Annotated in this window: 16 protein-coding genes and 4 pseudogenes; 16 read left to right on the top strand and 4 right to left on the bottom strand. The window is 68.0% G+C overall.

What is annotated here, in order from left to right; translation table 11 throughout:
* Positions 1-25: 25 nt before the first annotated feature.
* A complete protein-coding gene (locus tag NC4_RS04530) occupies positions 26-808 on the top strand; it encodes an enoyl-CoA hydratase/isomerase family protein (protein WP_067532695.1) in 783 nt (260 codons plus the stop codon).
* Here NC4_RS04530 and NC4_RS04525 read toward each other — a convergent pair whose 3' ends face one another.
* A complete protein-coding gene (locus tag NC4_RS04525) occupies positions 809-1,627 on the bottom strand; it encodes an alpha/beta fold hydrolase (protein ID WP_067532692.1) in 819 nt (272 codons plus the stop codon).
* A 139-nt stretch (positions 1,628-1,766) separates the two neighbouring features.
* Between NC4_RS04525 and NC4_RS04520 the strand changes: the two genes are divergently transcribed.
* A complete protein-coding gene (locus NC4_RS04520) occupies positions 1,767-2,759 on the top strand; it encodes an oxidoreductase (protein WP_067532689.1) in 993 nt (330 codons plus the stop codon).
* Between the two features lie 102 nt (positions 2,760-2,861).
* Here NC4_RS04520 and lon read toward each other — a convergent pair whose 3' ends face one another.
* Both lon and NC4_RS45055 read right to left on the bottom strand, forming a co-directional pair.
* Positions 2,862-4,784, bottom strand: coding sequence for an endopeptidase La (gene lon / locus NC4_RS04515; RefSeq protein ID WP_439957479.1), 1,923 nt, complete (start codon positions 4,782-4,784; stop codon positions 2,862-2,864).
* A gap of 48 nt (positions 4,785-4,832) precedes the next feature.
* Positions 4,833-5,234: an LON peptidase substrate-binding domain-containing protein gene (locus tag NC4_RS45055; protein WP_439957478.1), complete on the bottom strand. Its 402-nt coding sequence runs from the start codon at positions 5,232-5,234 to the stop codon at positions 4,833-4,835.
* A 152-nt stretch (positions 5,235-5,386) separates the two neighbouring features.
* Here NC4_RS45055 and NC4_RS04510 point away from each other — a divergent pair, with 152 nt between their 5' ends.
* From NC4_RS04510 to NC4_RS44385, 7 genes and pseudogenes are all read left to right on the top strand, one after another.
* Entirely contained in the window at positions 5,387-6,436 is a 1,050-nt protein-coding gene (locus tag NC4_RS04510) for an alpha/beta hydrolase family protein (RefSeq protein ID WP_157554274.1), read from the top strand.
* Positions 6,433-7,668 carry a saccharopine dehydrogenase family protein gene (locus NC4_RS04505; protein ID WP_067532685.1) on the top strand — a complete coding sequence of 412 codons (1,236 nt, stop codon included), beginning with the start codon at positions 6,433-6,435 and terminating at the stop codon, positions 7,666-7,668. The genes NC4_RS04510 and NC4_RS04505 overlap by 4 nt, the downstream gene beginning before the upstream one ends.
* Positions 7,669-7,672: 4 nt before the next feature.
* Positions 7,673-8,551 (top strand): DNA-binding transcriptional regulator, encoded by an 879-nt coding sequence (locus NC4_RS04500; RefSeq protein WP_067532682.1) that lies wholly within the window; start codon positions 7,673-7,675, stop codon positions 8,549-8,551.
* Positions 8,552-8,589: 38 nt separating this feature from the next.
* A pseudogene (locus NC4_RS04490) lies at positions 8,590-9,480 on the top strand (alpha/beta fold hydrolase).
* A gap of 7 nt (positions 9,481-9,487) precedes the next feature.
* Positions 9,488-10,084, top strand: coding sequence for an alcohol dehydrogenase catalytic domain-containing protein (locus NC4_RS44395; protein WP_369690672.1), 597 nt, complete (start codon positions 9,488-9,490; stop codon positions 10,082-10,084).
* A gap of 12 nt (positions 10,085-10,096) precedes the next feature.
* Positions 10,097-10,312 (top strand): zinc-binding dehydrogenase, encoded by a 216-nt coding sequence (locus tag NC4_RS44390; RefSeq protein WP_369690674.1) that lies wholly within the window; start codon positions 10,097-10,099, stop codon positions 10,310-10,312.
* Positions 10,313-10,357: 45 nt separating this feature from the next.
* The gene (locus tag NC4_RS44385; protein WP_369690671.1) at positions 10,358-10,495 is read left to right on the top strand and encodes a hypothetical protein; all 138 of its coding nucleotides are present in this window, start codon (positions 10,358-10,360) and stop codon (positions 10,493-10,495) included.
* On the opposite strand, the pseudogene NC4_RS45050 reads toward NC4_RS44385, so the two are convergent.
* Positions 10,492-11,544: pseudogene (locus NC4_RS45050) on the bottom strand (metallophosphoesterase). The gene NC4_RS44385 and the pseudogene NC4_RS45050 overlap by 4 nt on opposite strands.
* Before the next feature lie 207 nt (positions 11,545-11,751).
* On the opposite strand from NC4_RS45050, the gene NC4_RS04475 reads away from it, so the two are divergent.
* From NC4_RS04475 to NC4_RS39965, 7 genes and pseudogenes are all read left to right on the top strand, one after another.
* Entirely contained in the window at positions 11,752-13,107 is a 1,356-nt protein-coding gene (locus tag NC4_RS04475; RefSeq protein WP_067532673.1) for a DUF445 domain-containing protein, read from the top strand.
* Between the two features lie 44 nt (positions 13,108-13,151).
* Positions 13,152-13,942 (top strand): annotated as a pseudogene (locus NC4_RS04470) (TIGR03084 family metal-binding protein).
* 398 nt (positions 13,943-14,340) lie between these two features.
* Complete coding sequence (locus tag NC4_RS04465; RefSeq protein ID WP_067532670.1) at positions 14,341-14,622, top strand: hypothetical protein; 282 nt, start codon at positions 14,341-14,343, stop codon at positions 14,620-14,622.
* 18 nt (positions 14,623-14,640) lie between these two features.
* Complete coding sequence (locus NC4_RS04460) at positions 14,641-15,162, top strand: hypothetical protein (protein ID WP_067532667.1); 522 nt, start codon at positions 14,641-14,643, stop codon at positions 15,160-15,162.
* Positions 15,163-15,173: 11 nt separating this feature from the next.
* Entirely contained in the window at positions 15,174-16,388 is a 1,215-nt protein-coding gene (gene lhgD / locus NC4_RS04455; RefSeq protein ID WP_369690668.1) for an L-2-hydroxyglutarate dehydrogenase, read from the top strand.
* A gap of 70 nt (positions 16,389-16,458) precedes the next feature.
* Positions 16,459-16,959 (top strand): SRPBCC family protein, encoded by a 501-nt coding sequence (locus tag NC4_RS04450; protein WP_067532664.1) that lies wholly within the window; start codon positions 16,459-16,461, stop codon positions 16,957-16,959.
* 10 nt (positions 16,960-16,969) lie between these two features.
* Positions 16,970-17,464: pseudogene (locus NC4_RS39965) on the top strand (ribonuclease H family protein); the annotation flags it as partial.
* Positions 17,465-17,750 lie beyond the last annotated feature (286 nt).

The following is a 17,750-nucleotide window of genomic DNA, read 5'->3' as shown; positions in this document are numbered from 1 at the left end:
GGTATCCGACGGAAGGCGCCCCTTGATGAGCAACTACGAGACCATCCAGTTCGAACAGGACGGCCCCATTGCCCGCATCACCCTGAACAGGCCGAACGCCGCCAACAGGATCAACCAGGCGCTGGCCGATGAACTGGCGCACGCTGCCGCGCACTGCTCCGACGATCCGGCCATCAAGGTCGTGGTGCTCACCGGCGCGGGCAAGTTCTTCTCCGCAGGCGGCGATGTGCGGGCCATGGCGGCCGCCGACGACACCGGGGCCTTCATCGACAAGCTGGCCGAAACCCTGCACCGCTCGGTCTCCACCTTCGCGCGCATGGACGCGCTGCTCATCGTCGCCGTGAACGGCACCGCGGCCGGGGCGGGCATGAGCCTGGCCATTGCCGGTGACCTGGTGGTCGCCGCCGAATCGGCCTCGTTCACCATGGCCTACACCAAAGTCGGGCTCAGCCCCGACGGCGGCGCGTCCTATTACGTGCCGCGACTGATCGGCATCCGCCGCACCCAGGACCTCATGCTCACCAACCGCGTCCTCACCGCTCCGGAAGCCCTCGACTGGGGACTGCTGCACCAGGTGGTGCCCGATGCCGAACTCACCGAGACCGTCGAGCAGCTGGCCCAGCAGTTCGCGAACGGGCCCCAGCTGTCCAATGCCAATGTGAAGAAGCTGCTGCTGGTGTCCTCCCAGCACACCCTGGAGGAACAGCTGGGCACCGAGGCCGCCTTCATCACGCACTGCGCCGAATCCGCCGACGGCGCCGAGGGAATCGCGGCCTTCGCGGGCAAGCGATCCCACAAGTTCGCCTGATCAGCTCTTCAGGAATTCCAGGATGTCGGCATTCACCTGCGCGGCGTGGCTGATGTACAGGCCGTGCCCGGCATCCGGGTATTCCTTGTAGACCGCGTGCGGCGCCAGCTTGATGGCCTGCCGGCTGGACACGTCGATCGGGATCGACTGATCCGGAATGCCGTGCAGCAAAAGCAGGGGAAGGGTGAGGGCGGCGACGTCGGCCCGATGGTCGGCGGTGAAGATCTCCCGCTGCATGACCAGCGCCGCATAGGGTGCGGCCTGCATGCAGCGCTGCATCTCCGCGTCCATCACCGCTTGCGACACACCGGTTCCCAGGTGGGTGGCGAAGTAGCCCTGCCCGCGGTCGGCGTACCACTTCGGCCGGTCGGCGCGGAACTGCGCCTGCGAGGCCTCCAGTGCCGCGCGCGGCACGCCGACCGGGTTGTCCTCGGTCTGGCACATGAACGGAATGGCGGGCGCCAGCAAGGCGATTCGCGCAATGCGGTCCTGCCCGTGCCGGGCCAGGTAGCGCACCACCTCACCGCCGCCCGCCGAGTGCGCGACCAGGATGACGTCGCGCAAGTCGAGCTGGTCGAGCAATGCGGCCAGATCATCGGCGCGGGTGTCCACGTCATAGCCGGTGGACGGCCGATCCGAGCGACCGTGCCCGCGGCGATCCAGCAGGATGCAGCGATATCCCTGCTCCAGGAAGAACGGCACCTGGTACTCCCACATATCGCTGTGCAGGGACCAGCCCGCCACGAACACCATCGGGGTGCCGGTGCCGTAGTCCTCGTAGGCGAGATCGGTGCCGTCGGCGGTCCGGAAGAATCCCATATCTACTGCACTCCTTAGCGTTTCGCTTGCTGATCTCAGGTTGCCGCAGCCCGGGAACGAAAGCGATTACCCGCGAGGTAAAGCTGTGAATCCCGCGCTTAGCGGCCCTGACCAGCACCGCCGGTCTTATGCTCGGTCAATGGAGTTCCAGGCGATGGTGGCCCACGAAACGGACAGCGGTATCGCACTCATCCGCGAAACGGTCAACGACGACTTCCTCGGCCCCGGCAATGTGACGATCAAAGTCCACTATTCGAGCGCCAACTACAAAGACGGACTGGCCATCACCCCCAAGGGTGGCGTCATCCGCGAGTATCCGCTGATCCCAGGCATCGACATCACCGGTGAGGTGGTCACCTCCGAATCCGCCGAGTTCGCCCCCGGCGATCTGGTCGTCGCCCACGGCTACGATATCGGCGTCGCCCATCACGGCGGCTACGCCGAATACGCCCGCGTCCCCGCCGAATGGGTGGTGAAACTCGAGGGCCTCACCCCCCGCGAGGCGGCAACTCTCGGCACCGCGGGCTTCACGGCCGCCATGAGCGTCCAGGCCCTCCTCGACCACGGCCTCACCCCCGCCGCCGGTCCGGTCCTGGTCACCGGCGCCACCGGCGGCGTGGGCACCGTGGCCGTGGACATCCTCGCCGCCCTCGGCTTCGAGGTGATCGCCTCCACCGGCAAGATCGGCGCCACCGAACTCCTCCAAACCCTGGGCGCCACATCGGTGATCGGCCGCCTCCCCGCCGAAGGCGAAAAACTCCGCCCCCTCGGCAAGGCCCAATGGTCGGCGGCCGTCGACAGCGTCGGCGGCCAATCCCTGGCCCATATCCTCAGCACCATCAAATACGGCGGCGCGGCGGCGGTCAGCGGCCTCACCGGCGGCCCCGACCTCCCCACCACCGTCATGCCCTTCATCCTCCGAGGCATCTCCCTCTTCGGCATCGACTCCGCCCACATGCCCATCGGCCCCCGCCGCGACCTCTGGGCCCGACTCCCCAAGGACCTGAAACCCCGCCACCTCTCCCTCCTCGAAAACCACGCCCCCATAACCGAAGCCGAACCGGTCCTCCGCTCCATCCTCGAAGGCACCCACTCCGGCCGCACCGTCCTGTCCGTAGCCGGGGAGTTCTAGACCGCTCCGGCAGCACGGGATACGAACGGACCGCGCGGGTTTCGTTTCATGTGAAACATGCGCGGTCCGTTGCTATTCGGTTGTGCTATCGGGCCTGGCCGGTTACGCGGTGGCGCTCAGGGCTGGGCGGTCGAGGGTGGATTCGATGATCGGTTCGATGGCGTAGGCCAGGATTTCGGCTACGTCGGCGACGGGGCGGACGTCGAGGGCTGCCAGGACCTCGGCGGGGACCTCGTCCAGGTCCGGTTCGTTGCGGGCCGGGATGAAGACGGTTTTCAGACCGGCTCGCTGGGCGGCGAGGAGTTTTTGCTTCACGCCGCCGATGGGGAGGACTCGGCCGTTCAAGGTGACCTCGCCGGTCATGCCGACGTCGGCTCGGACCTGGCGGCCCAGGGCCAGGGAGACCAGGGCGGTGACCATGGTGACGCCTGCGGAGGGGCCGTCCTTGGGGACTGCGCCTGCGGGGAAGTGGATGTGGATATTGCGGTCCAGGACCTTTGGCTCGATGCCGATTTCCTCCAGGTGGGAGCGGACGTAGGTGAGGGCGATCTGGGCGGATTCCTTCATGACGTCGCCCAGTTGGCCGGTCAAGGTCAATGAGCGGTCGCCTTCGGCGGCATTGGCCTCGATGTAGAGGACATCGCCGCCCGCGCCGGTGACCGCCAGGCCGGTCGCCACACCGGGGACGGCGGTGCGTTCCACCGAGTCCGGGGTGAAGCGGGGGCGGCCGAGGAAGTCGGTCAGGTTGTCCAGGCCGATGACGATGGCGGCCGAGTTCTCGTAGCCGAGATCCTGATCGTAGCCCAGGGATTCCGACAGTTTGGTGGCGGCCTTGCGGAGCGCCTTGGCGATCAGGCGTTCCATTTGGCGAACACCGGCTTCGCGGGTGTAGTTCGCGGCGATCTCGCGCAGCGCCTCCTCCGTGATCGACACCTCCGCGCCGGTCAGGGCATTGCGCTCGAGCTGCCTCGGGATGAGGAAGTCGCGGGCGATCGCGACCTTGTCGGCTTCGGTGTAGCCGTCGACGGTAATGAGCTCCATGCGGTCCAGCAGCGGGCCGGGGATGGTGTCCATGACATTGGCGGTGGCGATGAACAGGACGTCGGACAGGTCCAGGTCGAGGTCCAGGTAGTGGTCGCGGAAGGTGTGGTTCTGCGCGGGATCCAGGACCTCGAGCAGGGCTGCCGCGGGGTCGCCGCGGAAGTCGGAGCCGACCTTGTCTATCTCGTCCAGCAGGACCACCGGGTTCATGGAACCGGCCTCCTTCATGGCGCGGACGATCCGGCCGGGCAGGGCGCCCACATAGGTGCGGCGGTGACCGCGGATCTCGGCCTCGTCGCGCACGCCGCCCAGGGCGACGCGAACGAACTTGCGGCCCAGGGCCCGCGCGACCGACTCACCCAGCGAGGTCTTGCCCACACTGGGCGGGCCGACCAGCACCAGCACCGCGCCGGAACCGCGACCGCCGACGACCTCCAGATTCCGCGCGGCCCGGCGGGCGCGCACGGCCAGGTACTCGACCATGCGGTCCTTGACCTCGTCCAGCCCGTGGTGATCGGCGTCCAGCACCGCGCGAGCGGCCGAGACATCGGTGCTGTCGGTGGTTTTCACCGTCCACGGCAGTTCCAGGACGGTATCCAGCCAGGTGCGGATCCAGCCCGACTCCGGGCTCTGATCACTGGCCCGCTCCAACCGGCCCACCTCGCGCAGCGCGGCCTCGCGAATATCCTCCGGCAGGTCGGCATTCTCGATGCGGGTGCGGTAATCGTCGGCGCCGTCCGGCTCGTCCTCGCCCAGCTCCTTGCGAATGGCATTGAGCTGCTGGCGGAGCAGGAATTCGCGCTGGCTCTTCTCGACGCCCTCGCGGACGTCCTCGCTGATCTTCTCGTTGACCTCGGTCTCGGCGATGTGCTGCTTGGTCCACTCGATGAGCTTGGTCAGCCGGACGGTGGTGTCCTCGGTCTCGAGCAGCTCGCGCTTCTGCTCATTGCTCAGGTAGGGCGCCCACCCGGCGGTATCGGCAATGGCGGACGGCTCGGTCAGCTGATTGACGGCATCGATGACCTGCCAGGCCTACCGGCGCTGCAGCACGGCCACGACCAGCTTCTTGTATTCGGCCGCAAGGTCTTTGGTGCGGCCGTCGGCGACGGGCGCCTCGACCGGCTCGGCCTCGACCCACAGCGCCGCGCCCGGCCCGGTCACCCCGTGCCCGATCTTGGCGCGGCCCTCGGCCTTCAGCACGGCGGCGGGCGCGCCGCCGCGCATGCGCCCCACCTGTTCGATGGTGGCGACCACGCCGTAGCTGGCGTAGCCCTCGTCCAGCCGCGGCGCGACCAACACCTGGTTGACCTTGCCCGCCCGCGCGGCGTCGATTGCGGCCTGCGCGGATTCATCCAACTCGATCGGCACGATCATGCCGGGCAGCACGATCGGATCGGTGAGGAACAGGACCGGCAGGTTTTGTGGTGTTGTCACGACTTCGACCCCTTCCAAGGTTGAGCGATACCTACTCAACCCCGACCCCCCTGGACTTGTTCCAGCAGCTTGTTCGCCCGGGGCGAACACTGATTTATATCAATTTCTGAACGATCGTTTTATGAATGATACTTTTTGGATACTATCGGACCATGTTCCGCAGCAGGTGGGTACTCCGGCTGACGATCGCGATCGGGAGCGTCATCGCCCTCGCACTGACCGCGGGCGTCTGGGTCGTGGTCGCGAACGACTTCGCCATGACGGAGGAGCGCGTCACCATCCCCGGCCCGACGCAGCCATTGCAGGGCGCCTTGGCGCTGCCGAAGGATCAGGATGGACCGGTCGGGCTGGTGGTATTCGTGCACGGCGATGGTCCGGCCGACGCCGATCAGGATTCGTTCTATCGGCCGCTCTGGGAATCGTTCGCGCGGGCCGGATACGCGTCGCTGTCGTGGGACAAGCCGGGAATCAATGGCGCGCCGGGGAATTGGCTCGATCAGACCATGCACGATCGGGCCGTGGAAGCCGAGGCGGCGATCGCCTGGGCGGCGGCGCGCGGCGATATCGATCCGCGGCGGATCGGGATGTGGGGGATCAGCCAGGCGGGGTGGGTGGTGCCCGAGGTCGCGGTGCGGCATCCGGAATTGCAGTTCGTGATCCTGGCCGGACCCGCCATCAACTGGCTGCGGCAGGGTGAGTACAACACGAATGCCGAACTGGGGCACCGGAATGCGTCCGACACCGAGATCGCGGCGGCCCGCCAGCGCCGCACCGGCGTCCTGGAACTCCTGCGCGCGAACGCGACCTACGAGCAGTACCTCGCCGCCGGGGTGGACCCCGCGCCGATGTCCGCCGACCGCTGGCGATTCGCCGGACGGAACTACCTCTCCGATGTCAGCGAGTGGCTGCCGCGGCTGCGGATTCCGGTGCTGCTCGCACTCGGCGAACAGGACCTCAACGTGGATGTCGCCGAAACCGCCCGCGTCTACCGGGAATTGGTGCCGACCGGCCTGCTCACCGTCGACCTGTATCCGAATGCCTCGCACACCATCGCGCGGGCGGATCTCGACAATGACCAGGGCCTGCGATCGGTCCTGGTGGCACTGTTCGCACCGCGCTCGCTGTATGCGCCCGGATATCTGGACAACCTGCGGAATTTCGCCGAACGGCAAGCGCCAGCCATCGTCAGGAGTTCGAAATGAAGGTTCTCGCACTGGGCGGCCCGGGCGCCATGGGCGCCGTCGCGGTCCGCATCGCCGCCGGTCTGGCGGGTATCGAGGAGATCGTCATCGCCGATCGCGATCTCGGCGCGGCCGGACGCCTGGCGCGCACGCTCGCGGACGCGCCGGTTCCGGTGCGCGCACTGGAGGTCGACGTCACCGAGGACAGCGCGCTGCGGAGCGCCTTGTCCGGGACCGATCTGGTGCTCAATACCGTTGGGCCGTATTACCGTTTCGGACCGACCGTGCTGCGCGCCGCCATCGAGACGCGAACCCACTACCTCGATATCTGTGACGACTGGGAGCCCACGCTCCAGGTGCTCGAACTCGACGCCGCCGCCCGGGAGCAGGGCGTCTGCGCGGTGATCGGCATGGGCGCGAGCCCCGGAATGAGCAATCTGCTCGCCGCCCTCGCGGCCGCCGAACTCGATACCGTGCGTGACGTGTACACCGTCTGGCCGGTCGACGCGGGCGAGACGAATATCGATGTCGAGGAACAGATCCTGGGCGCGGACGGAAGACCCACCGCGGCGGCCGTGCACTGGATGCAGCAGGCCAGCGGGGTCATCACCGCCGTCCGGGCCGGAGCGCTGACCGAGCTCCGGCCGCTGCGGCCGATTCCCTTGGCCCTGCCCGGCGGCCGCAGCGGCGCCGACTACTCCATCGGCCATCCGGAGCCGATCACGCTGCGGCGCAGCCTGAAACCCAGCGGCGACGCGGTCAATCTGATGGTCCTCCGACGCGGCACCCTCGCCTATCTCGACACCCTGCGCCGCGATATCGACAGCGGCCGCCTGACGAACGAGACCGCGGCCGCGCAACTCGCCCCGCCGACTCTCCTGCGCACCCTGCGCTCGATCCCCACGGCCCTGCGCACCAAGGGCCCCGGAAACCTGCCGCCGTTCTTCGCTCTCGTCGCGGGCGTCCGGCACGGCCGCGACCTCACGGTGCTCGCCCACCCGAATCTGACCGGTCCGAGCACCGATCCGATCCACGGCATCTTCACCGATATGGCGCGGGCGACCGGAATCCCCTTGGCGCTGGGCATGTATCAGATCCTCGACGGCAGCGCCCGCACACCAGGCGTGCACGCACCCGACGAGGTCATCGATCCCGCACGGTTCTTCGCCGATCTGGGCCGGACCCTCGGGCGCGATCCGGGCACTCCGATCTACCTGGTAGAACAGGAACTCACCGCGACCGCCGGGAGGTGAACCAATGGACAGCGCGCTCGACAACGACGCCAAGATCTCCACGCGGACCTTGGTCGAGAGCATGATCCGCGCCGACGCGACCATCGACGCGGGCGAGTTGTACGACGTCGCCGCCGCGCTCGGCATGAGCGATCAGCAGGTCCGGCTGTGCATCAAACGGCTCGTCGCCGAGGGGCGGTTCACGCAGGAAGGGCGCGGGCGCAAGGCGGTCCTGCACGCCACCGACCTGACCCGCGGGGTCATCGAACCCGATCTGGAATTCGTGCGCTACATGTACGCCCAGGATCGCGGGCAGGCGCCGTGGGACGGGACCTGGCATCTGGCGGCCTTCGGGGTGCCGGAATCCGCGCGGCAGGCGCGCGACGCCATGCGCGACGCCATCCTGCGGCTCGGCGGCGCCCCCATCCAGGGCGGGCTGTACGTCTCGGCCAACCCGTGGGAGGAGCTGATCCGTTCCGCCGCCGCGCGACTCGGCGTAAACGACCACGTCACCACATTCACCAGCACCGACCTCACGGTCGGCGGGCACAGTGCCCCCCACGATCTCGCCGAGCACCTGTGGCCCATCGCGAAGATCGCGGACGGTCATCGGCGACTGCTCGCCACCGCCGAGCGCCTCCTGCCCCGGCTACCGGACGCCGCGCACATCGAACGGCTGACCATGGCCATCGCCCTGGCCACCGAATTCGACCGGGCCAACGAAGCGGATCCGCTGCTGCCGCCGCAACTGCTGCCCCAACCCTGGATCGGCGCTGCGGCGCGGGCCGCCGTGGCGGCGTGCTGGGCCGAGCTGCTGAAATCCCCTCCCGCGCAACCGCTTCACTTGTTCCGCTGGTATTCCGAAGTGCTCGAAGAGATTTCGGATCCCGCCCGGAACTCCTGATCCGATTCCCGCCCCCGCGCCGGCCGCCATGACAGACCATGGAATGGGGGCGCAGGGAGGCGGGCAGCGTCATGGAACACTTCCGGTTCGAAGGCATCCGGGTCGCCTACATTCAGCGGGGCGCGAGCGGGCCGCCGGTGGTGCTGCTGCACCAGGCGGGCGGATCCCATATCGTCTGGACGCCCCAGATCACCGCGCTCGCACGGAAATACCGCGTCTACGCCCTCGATCTGCCCGGATAAGGCGCCTCCGACCAACCCGCGAGCGGCTACGGGCTCGAACTGTATGTGAACACGGTCCGGCAGTTCCTGCGCTGGAACGAACTCACCGAGGTCGGCCTGGCCGGAAACTGCGTCGGCGCGGCCACCAGTCTGACCCTGGCCCGCCGCTATCCGGGCCTGGTGCGCGCGGTGGTGGCGGTCAATCCGCTCACCGAATCCACCGCCATGCACGGTGATCAGCGCCTGCCCGCACGGCTGGCCCGCGGTATGCCGGTCCTCGGAGTCCGGGCCGTGCAGCGGCTGCACATGCCGAAATGGCTGGCGCTCAGCGCCATGCGGTACTGGTTCAGCAGTCGCCGCGCCTTCCGCGAGAGCCCCTACGTCGGCCCGCTGTCCGCGGGCTTCCCGGTGCGCGCGCTCACCGGTCTGGTCCGCGACCTGGATTCCTTCGCCGCACTGGATGATTGGCCCGATCGCGCCGCCCTCCCGCCGGTCTGCACCATCTGGGGCACCGGAAACCGGGTGCTCTCCGCGACCGCCGGGCGCGCCCTCAATGAGAAACTGCGCCCCGAGCGCGCGGAATGGCTCGACGGCTGCGGGCATGTGCCCATGCTGGAACGGCAGTCCGAGGTCACCGCGATCATCGACGAATTCCTCACCGCGCACCTACCATGGCGCCCGGAAGCACCGACGCACCGATCGTTCTGAGGAGTCCATGACCATGCTGGCCGCACGACTGCATCTGGGACCGAACCGCAGCCTGGAATTGGACGAGGTGCCCGTACCCGAGCCCGGCCCGGACCATGTGCTGGTCAAGGTGGAGGCGGCGGGCGTCTGCCTGTCGGACGTGCACCTCATCGACGGCACGCTGACGCCGCTGTTCCTCGAGGGTGACGTGGTGACGCTGGGTCACGAGGTGGCCGGGACCGTGCACGCGCTCGGACCGGGCGTCACCAAGGCGAAGGTGGGCGACCGCGTGGTGCTGCAGGCCAGGGAGGCGCGCGGCGGCCGGACCTATACGCGCGGTGTGGATTACGACGGCGGCTGGGCCGAATACACCCTCGCCCGCATCGACACCCTGGTGCCGATTCCCGACGATCTGCCCTTCGAACAGGCCTGCTTCATTCCCGACGCGGTATCCACGCCCTGGGGCGCGATCACCGCGACCGGTGAGGTGAAACCCGGTGAGCCGGTGGGCGTCTGGGGCGTCGGCGGGCTCGGCGCACACGGTGTGCAGTTGCTGCGCCTGGTCGGCGCGGCCCCGATCATCGCCGTGGATCCGCTGCCCGCCGCGCGGGAGCGCGCCCTGTAATTCGGCGCGGACCTGGCCTTCGATCCCGCCGATCCGGACCTGCGGGCGAAGATCTTCGCCGCCACCGGAACCGGCCTCGCGGCCGCCTTCGACTTCGCGGGGGTGGCGGCGGTGCGCGAGCAGGCGATCATCTGCCTGGCCCCGCACGGACGGCTGGTGCTGGTCGGGCTCACCGACAAGCCGATCACCATCACCCACGGCACGGCGTTCAGCTTCTTCCAGCAGTAGCTGCGCGGGCATTACGGTTCCGCGCCCGAGGACGTCGCCAAACTGGTGAAACTGCAAGAGCTGCACCGGATCGAGTTCTCCCGCTCGGTCAGCGCGGTCGTGCCGCTGGCCGATGCCGCCAAGGCCGTGCACGCCCTGGAATCCAAGGAGGGCAATCCGATCCGGATCGTGCTGAAGCCCTAGGCCAATCGGCGCTGGAAAGCGTTGGTGGCCTGGGCGGTCGACGGGTCCACGGTGAAAACCCCGAGGTCCGCCGTGGAATCGGTCAGGTCGAGGGTCATGAACCCGACATCGCCGAAGTTCTCGAACAGCGCCGGATTGTCGGCGCCCTTGTGCGTGGTCTTGGCGGCCGCGCCGGAGACGATCTGGCGGGTGCCCTTGGAAGCGGCATTCGGCTCGAGCACCTGCAGGCAGTGGTCGTGCCCGGACAGAATGAACTGGGCGCGGCCGAGCACGTGCGCCTCGAAGAACTCCTTCACCCACTGCCCGTTCGCGGGCGCGAACGGAATGCCGTCGTACTGGCCCGCATTGCCATGGGTGCCATTGCTCAGATACGGGTGATGCGTGCAGACGATCTTCCACTTGGCGGTGGACTCGGCCAGCGCGCTATCCAGCCAGGCGGCCTGCTCGGTCATGAACTGACCGTCCTTGGACCAGTAGGCGTTCATCACCGGCGGCAGCAGCGCCGCAATGGGATTCAGGTCCAGGACGAAGAATTCGACCAGCGGCCGTTCCTGCGGAAGGCGCACCGAGTAGTAGCGCGCGGGCATCCACCAGCGGCGTGACCGCGCGTGATAGGCCACCTAGTGATCGCCGCGCAGCAGCCAGCCGCCGTCCCCGGGCAGCACCGCGGTGTTGTCGTGATTGCCCTGCACCACGATCCAGGGGAAGTCGAGATCGTGATTGGGGTCCTCGAACTTGGCCGCGAACTGGGCGTCGTCATCGGACCACGGGCCCTGTTCGTAGACATTGTCGCCGAGGCCGAGCGCGAAGGAGAACCGGTCGGCCGCGTGCTGGGCGCGAATGGCATCGGCCACCGCCCACTGCGCGCGCGATCCCGTGCCCGCATCGCCGGTGACGAGAATCCGCAGGGCGCTCGCGGCGGGGAAGGGGAACTTGTCCACGGTCGGGGCCGGTGCGGGCTGGGCCCAGGCCGGTGCGGCGGTGGCGGCCGCCAGTCCGGCGGCGGTGGCTGCGGCGCCGGTCAGGAAGCCACGGCGGTCCACGGTCATGAGCGATCTCCCTCGATAACGTCCTGGTCGGCTGACCAGTATTCCTGGTCTCCGAGGAATGCGCTCGCCACGCGAACGCGGGCTCACCCTATCGACCCGACACGCCGCGTTCTTCCAGGCCACACCCCTTTTGACAGCACTCCGAACCGGTGAGACTGTTGAATGTCCGTTTTCTCACCAACCGGTTGGCCTCAGGGGGACGCTGCTATGACGACACTGGCCTCAGGGTTGTTCCTGGACTGGGAACAACTGACCGGCCAGCCCCGCTTCGTCGTCGATCTCGTCAGTTTCCCGCTCTTCAGCGCCATTGCGGGGTGGCTCACCAACTGGACCGGCGTGCTCATGCTGTTCTGGCCGATCTACTTCCGCGGCATCCGGATTCCGGGACTCGACATCCTCTATCCGTATCTGCCGCGACGGGTTCAGGTGCTGCCGACCTTCTCCGGCGACGGTAAGCGGCTCGGCTTCCAGGGCTTCATTCCCGCGCGCGCCGAGAAAATGGCCAGCATCTGCGTGGATGTCGCCATCATGCGCATCGGCAGTCCCAAGGACTTCATTCACGAACTCGATCTCGACGGCATTGCCGACTACATCGCCGAGGTCGGCCGCAAACAGGTGCCGTCCATGGTCAACGAGATCATGTACCGGGAGAACCCGGACCTGTGGGGAGCCGTGCCGCGGGCGGTGCGCAATGTGCTGTACCAGCGCGTCGAACGCGAACTGCCCACACTGGCGCGCCGCGCCTTCGAACAGCTCGGCGACAATGTCGACCAGCTCATCGATATCAAGAGCTTCGTCATCCGGTATCTGCGGGAGAACCCGGAGATCCTCAAGGACCTCACCACCACCATTGCCGCGCCCGAACTCAAGTTCATGGTGCGCATCGGTCTGCTCGGCGCGCCGTTCGGCCTGCTGCTGGCGCTGTACATGCATGTGCACCACAGCATTCCGGTCATCGGCTGGATCCCGGGCTGGGCGGTCATCCTGAGCGCGGCGGCCGCCATCGGCGTCATCGTGAACGTCATCGCCGTGAAGATGGTGTTCGAACCCGGCGATCCGCAGCCGCGCTACAAGTACCTGTGGAAGCAGGCGCTGCTGTCCAAGCGACAGCCCGAGGCCGCCGCCGATCTCGCGCGCATCCTGGCCTATCAGGTGCTGACGCTGCCGAATCTGGCCAAGGAACTGCTCGAGGGCCCGAATGGCGACAAGACCCGGCAGCTGCTGGAACGGCTCATCGCCGATGAGATCCACCGGCAGCTGGGCCCGACCCATACCGTGGTGCGCACCGTCTTCGGCAAGCGGCAGTTCGACAATCTCAAGGTCGGCGCGGCCGGGGCGGCGGCCGGGCTGGCGCCCAGTCTGGTCGAGGACGCGGAGTTCGCGGCCACCCAGGCCAAGAAGATCGACGACTTCGCCGCGCGCAAGCTCAAACAGCTCACCCCCGGCGAGTTCATGGAGATGTTCTACGCCTCGGTGGAACAGGACGCCTGGCTGCTCTATCTGCACGGCGCGGCGCTCGGCCTGCTGGTCGGCGCCGTGCACCTGGTGCTTTTCGGCTGGTAGCCGCACCCTTTCCTAATACAAGCACGAGTGCTTGTATTAGTGGTATGGCCGACCTCGAGGCACTGCTTGCCGACCTGACCGCCGAATGCGACGACCTCGATCGCCTGATCGCGGACCTGGACCCGCCGCCTGGCAGCGCGACACCCCCGCCGCGGGCTGGACCATCGCGCATCAGATCGGACATCTCACCTGGACCGATCGCATCGCGGTGCTGGCCGTCACCGATGCCGCGGCCTTCGACGCGGCGGTGCAGGCGGCGCTGCCGAAGGCGCTCACCTTCGTCGACGAGGCCGCCGAGGAGGAGGCGCGCACACCCCCGCCGGAATTGCTGGCCACCTGGCGCGAGCAGCGGCACGCCCTGGTCGAGGCGCTGCGGACAGTGCCCGCGGGCGTCAAGCCGCCGTGGTTCGGGCCGCCCATGAGCGCCGCCTCCATGGCCACCGCGCGCCTGATGGAGACCTGGGCGCACGGGCAGGATGTGGCCGATGCGCTCGGCATCGCGCGCACCCCGACGGCGCGGCTGAAGCATATTGCGCACCTGGGCATCCGGACCCGGAACTTCTCCTATCTGACGCACGGGCGCACGCCGCCGAGCGAGGAGTTCCGGATCGAACTGACCGCTCCGGACGGAACGGTATGGACCTGGGGGCCGGTCGAGGCGGCCCAGCGCGTCACCGGTCCCGCCGCGAATTTCTGCCTGCTGGTGACCCAGCGGCGGCATATCGAGGATCTGGCGCTGACGGTCGCGGGCGCGGACGCCGCCGAATGACTCGGCCTGGCACAGGCTTTCGCGGGTCCCCCCGGAACGGGACGAGCGGCGGGTCAATTCGCCTGACCCGCCGCCCGTTTCCGGCCTCCGGCCGAATCCCCGATTCCCACTTCGAGCTTCGATGCACAGCCCCCACGAAGGGTTCGCCCTGATGAAGGGAGCGAGCGCCTACCGTGGGTGCGCCGTGCCTGGTGCCGACCGGACGCCGTTGGCCGGAGGTCCTCGATGGCAGTCGAGTCGGCGCTCGCCGCTACGGGTTTTTTACCCAGCTGCCAGACGGCGGAAACATGTGTATCTTGTGGTGTCCGAGATGTGATCCCGATCTCTCGCGAACACATGTAACCCGGCGTTACTGAAGTTCGCGATCTTGCGGGCGTAATCTGGACGGGCGTACGACTTTCAAAGGTGCGGGTCGTTGCGTCGAAAGACGCAGGGGGACCAGGGGAGAGGGAAAGGACGCACCAATGTCGCAGCTGACGGCGACGACGGCTGCCCGGTCGGCCCGGCGCACCCGCCAGGCGCTCCGCTTCAGCACCATCATCACCGCGGGTATGGCCAGCATCGGCCTGACCGTTGCCGCGGGTTCCTATATCGCCAATCAGATGCCCGAAGCCCAGCACTCCGGCAGCAGCATTCTCGCCGGGCCCAGCGGGCCGCGCGGACCGCTGCCGGGGCTCGACGACACCGCGGGATCGCCGCTGCCGGTCGACTACCAGCCCGGAGCCGAGACCATCGGGCTCACATAGTTTTTCATCACCTATCCGGTGCAGTCGCACGAATTGTCCGGGCTGCCCGCGGTCGCCGGGGCGGCGCACCAACCCATTGTGCCGCAGCGGCCCGCCGGGATCACCGGGCAGGTGCGGCTCGGCAATGCCTATGTGGGCGCGCAAGTGGCTCCCGCACAGCGCAATTCGGTGACGCTCACGCTCGACACCAATATCTTCGCCGCGGTGGCGGATCTGGTGCTGCGCGGGGAACTGGGTCAGACGCTCGGCCTGCGAGCCGATCCGACGGCGAATACCCAGGTGCGCACCGAATTCGACACCCTGCGCGGGGAGTTCACCGTGACCGTCTCCGATCCGGCCATCGGGCAGCACGGCGTACAGGTGGCGCGGCGCAACGCACGGGCGGTCCAGAACGCGCCCGCGCAACCGGAGCCCGGCGACGCCACCGCCGGGCCGCCGGAGACCGTGGCCGAGGAGACCGCGGGCACGAGTTCCGCCGTCGCGGGAGCGTCGACGCCGCCGCACAGCCATGTGGAGGACGTCGCGGTCACCGCTGTGTGAGACTTCGTGATGTGTACGACTACTGCGTGATCGGCGGCGGAATCGTCGGCGTGGCCACGGCGCATCGCCTGCTCGAGCAGCATCCGGGTGCGAGCCTGTTGCTGCTCGAGAACGATGAGCTGGCCGTGCACCAGACCGGGCACAACAGCGGGGTCATCCATTCGGGCATCTACTACGAGCCGGGCAGCCTCAAGGCGCGGCTGTGCCGACAGGGCGCGGCCTGGACCAAGGAACTCGCGGCCGCCCACGACATTCCGTTCGAAGAATGCGGAAAACTGCTGGTGGCCACCGATTCCGCCGAGTACGCGCGCATGCTGGCGCTGTACGAGCGGTCGGTGACCAATGACGTCGAGGTGGAACTGCTCGATGCCGCCGAGCTGGTGCGCCGGGAACCGCGGGTGACCGGTGTCGGGGCGCTGTTCGTGCCGAGCACCGGCATCATCGACTACACCCGCGTGACGCGGGCGCTCGCACAGCGGGTGCGGGCGGCCGGGGGCGAGCTCGTGCTCGGCGCCGAAATCACCGCCATCAGCGAGAACGACAATGCGGTCACGGTTTCCGGGCCCACCGGCAGCTGGCGCGCGGCCCGGCTGGTGGTGTGCGCCGGACTCCAGGCCGATCGCCTGGCGCGGCTGGCCGGACTGCGGATCGATCTGCGCATCGTCCCGTTCCGCGGTGAGTACTACCGGCTGCCGCCGCACCGCAAGGATCTGGTCCGCACCCTGATCTATCCGATTCCCGATCCCGAACTGCCGTTCCTGGGCGTGCATTTGAGCCCCACCATCGACGGCGAGCTGACGGTCGGGCCGAATGCGGTGCTCGGACTGGCGCGCGAGGGCTACCGCAAGGGCAGCGTGGATATCCGGGATGCGCGGGAGATCCTGGGATTCCGCGGATTCCATCGGGTGGCGGCGGCCAATGTCCGGGACCGGTTTGCGGGAAATGCGCAATTCTCTGTTCAAGCGCGGATATCTGGCCGAATGCCAGCGCTACTGTCCCGAGCTGACCGCGGCCGATCTGCTGCCGCGCGAGGCGGGCATTCGCGCGCAGGCGGTGCTGCGCGACGGGACGCTGGTGCACGATTTCCTGATCGAACGGACGCCGCGCTCGGTGCACGTGCTCAACGCGCCCTCGCCCGCGGCCACCTCCGCACTCCCCATCGCCGCGCATATCGCCGCGCAATTGGACAACTGATCGGCAGGAATTCTGCTGCGAACTTGCTGTGAATCGCGGGTCCGGCCCAATAAATAGGAAATCTGTAGTACTTTTGTTGCAGCCGTGGGAACGGGAGCACCTATGGGCCACTTCAAATACGCGAGCGACGTCGGGGCGCCGGTGGAAGTCGCGTTCACCTACACGGACAACCATCAGTTCGTGCCGGACTGGGCCTTCGCCGTCGCCGCCTTCGAACCGATCGGGGACATCGATCACGGTTCGGGAGCCCTCTTCGCAGCAACCCTGCGGGCCGGGCTGTGGCATCCCACGGTCGAGTGTGAGATCACCGACTACCGCCGCAATGCGGTCATCGAGTACACGCTGCGCGGGCGCCGGAAGGGGAAGCCGACGCCCGCGCAGCCCACCCTCTGTGTCATCACACTGCGCTTCGACCCGCTCGGGTACGGTCGCGCCGTGCTGACCTCGGAAACCGAGTACTGGGCGCCCACCGGCTGCACCGGACGCCTGCTCTCCCGAATTCTCGCGGCCGCCGTACAATCGGCGGTGCGGCGAACCGAGTCGCAATTGCGTAGGGAGATAGAGGAATTCCACGGAACGGATCTTGTCGGCGGGATTGCGTAGGGTGGCGAGCATGATCATCGTGAGCACCGACGGATCGTGCCTGCGTAACCCGGGCGGAGCCATCGGCTGGGCTTGGGTCAATCACGCGGGCGGATCGGCCAGCGGCGGTGCGCCTTCGGGCACCAATCAGATCGCGGAGCTACGCGCGCTGCTGGAAGCGGTACGCGCCCATCCCGGCTCCGAACCGATGCTCATCGAAAGCGATTCCCTCTACGCCATCAAATGCGCCTCCGAGTGGATCAACGGCTGGCGCAACAACGGGTGGAAGACCTCCACCGGTGGAGCGGTCAAGAACCTGAAGTTGATCCAGCAGATCGACCGCGCCATCGCGACCCGCCCCGGGCCTGTCCGTTTCCGCTGGGTCCGCGGTCACGTCGGCAACTACTTCAACGAACAGGCCGACAGTCTTGCCGGTCGAGCGGCGCGCCAGGTCGCCGCCTCCGGAGTAGGCACCGATCCGGAACCGGACCCGGTCACCGAACCCATCCCGGTCGAGCCCAGCACCGAACCGATCCCGGTCATCCCCCCCGAGCGAGAAGCCGCCCACCGCGGAGATGATCGCCGTTCCCCAGACCCACGCCGCACCGCAGACCCCGCGCCGCCGCGCGGCAGCCGCGAAAGCGCCCGCGCCCGAGGCGCTCACGCTTTTCTGACGAAAAGAGGTAAGGGGAAATGGGGGCTAAGCCCCCAAACCCCCTTAGGGCTGCGCCCGGCCAACCGCCGGACGAAATAGGCCGCCGCCGATGAGTCATCGGCGGCGGCCTGTGTTTTGCGTGGGGCTAGTTGCCCGG

Source organism: Nocardia crassostreae, assembly GCF_001613405.1.
GTDB classification, from domain to species: Bacteria; Actinomycetota; Actinomycetes; order Mycobacteriales; family Mycobacteriaceae; genus Nocardia; species Nocardia crassostreae.
Note: the sequence above shows the minus strand (reverse complement) of the source record. Positions and strands in the feature narration are given on the sequence as shown.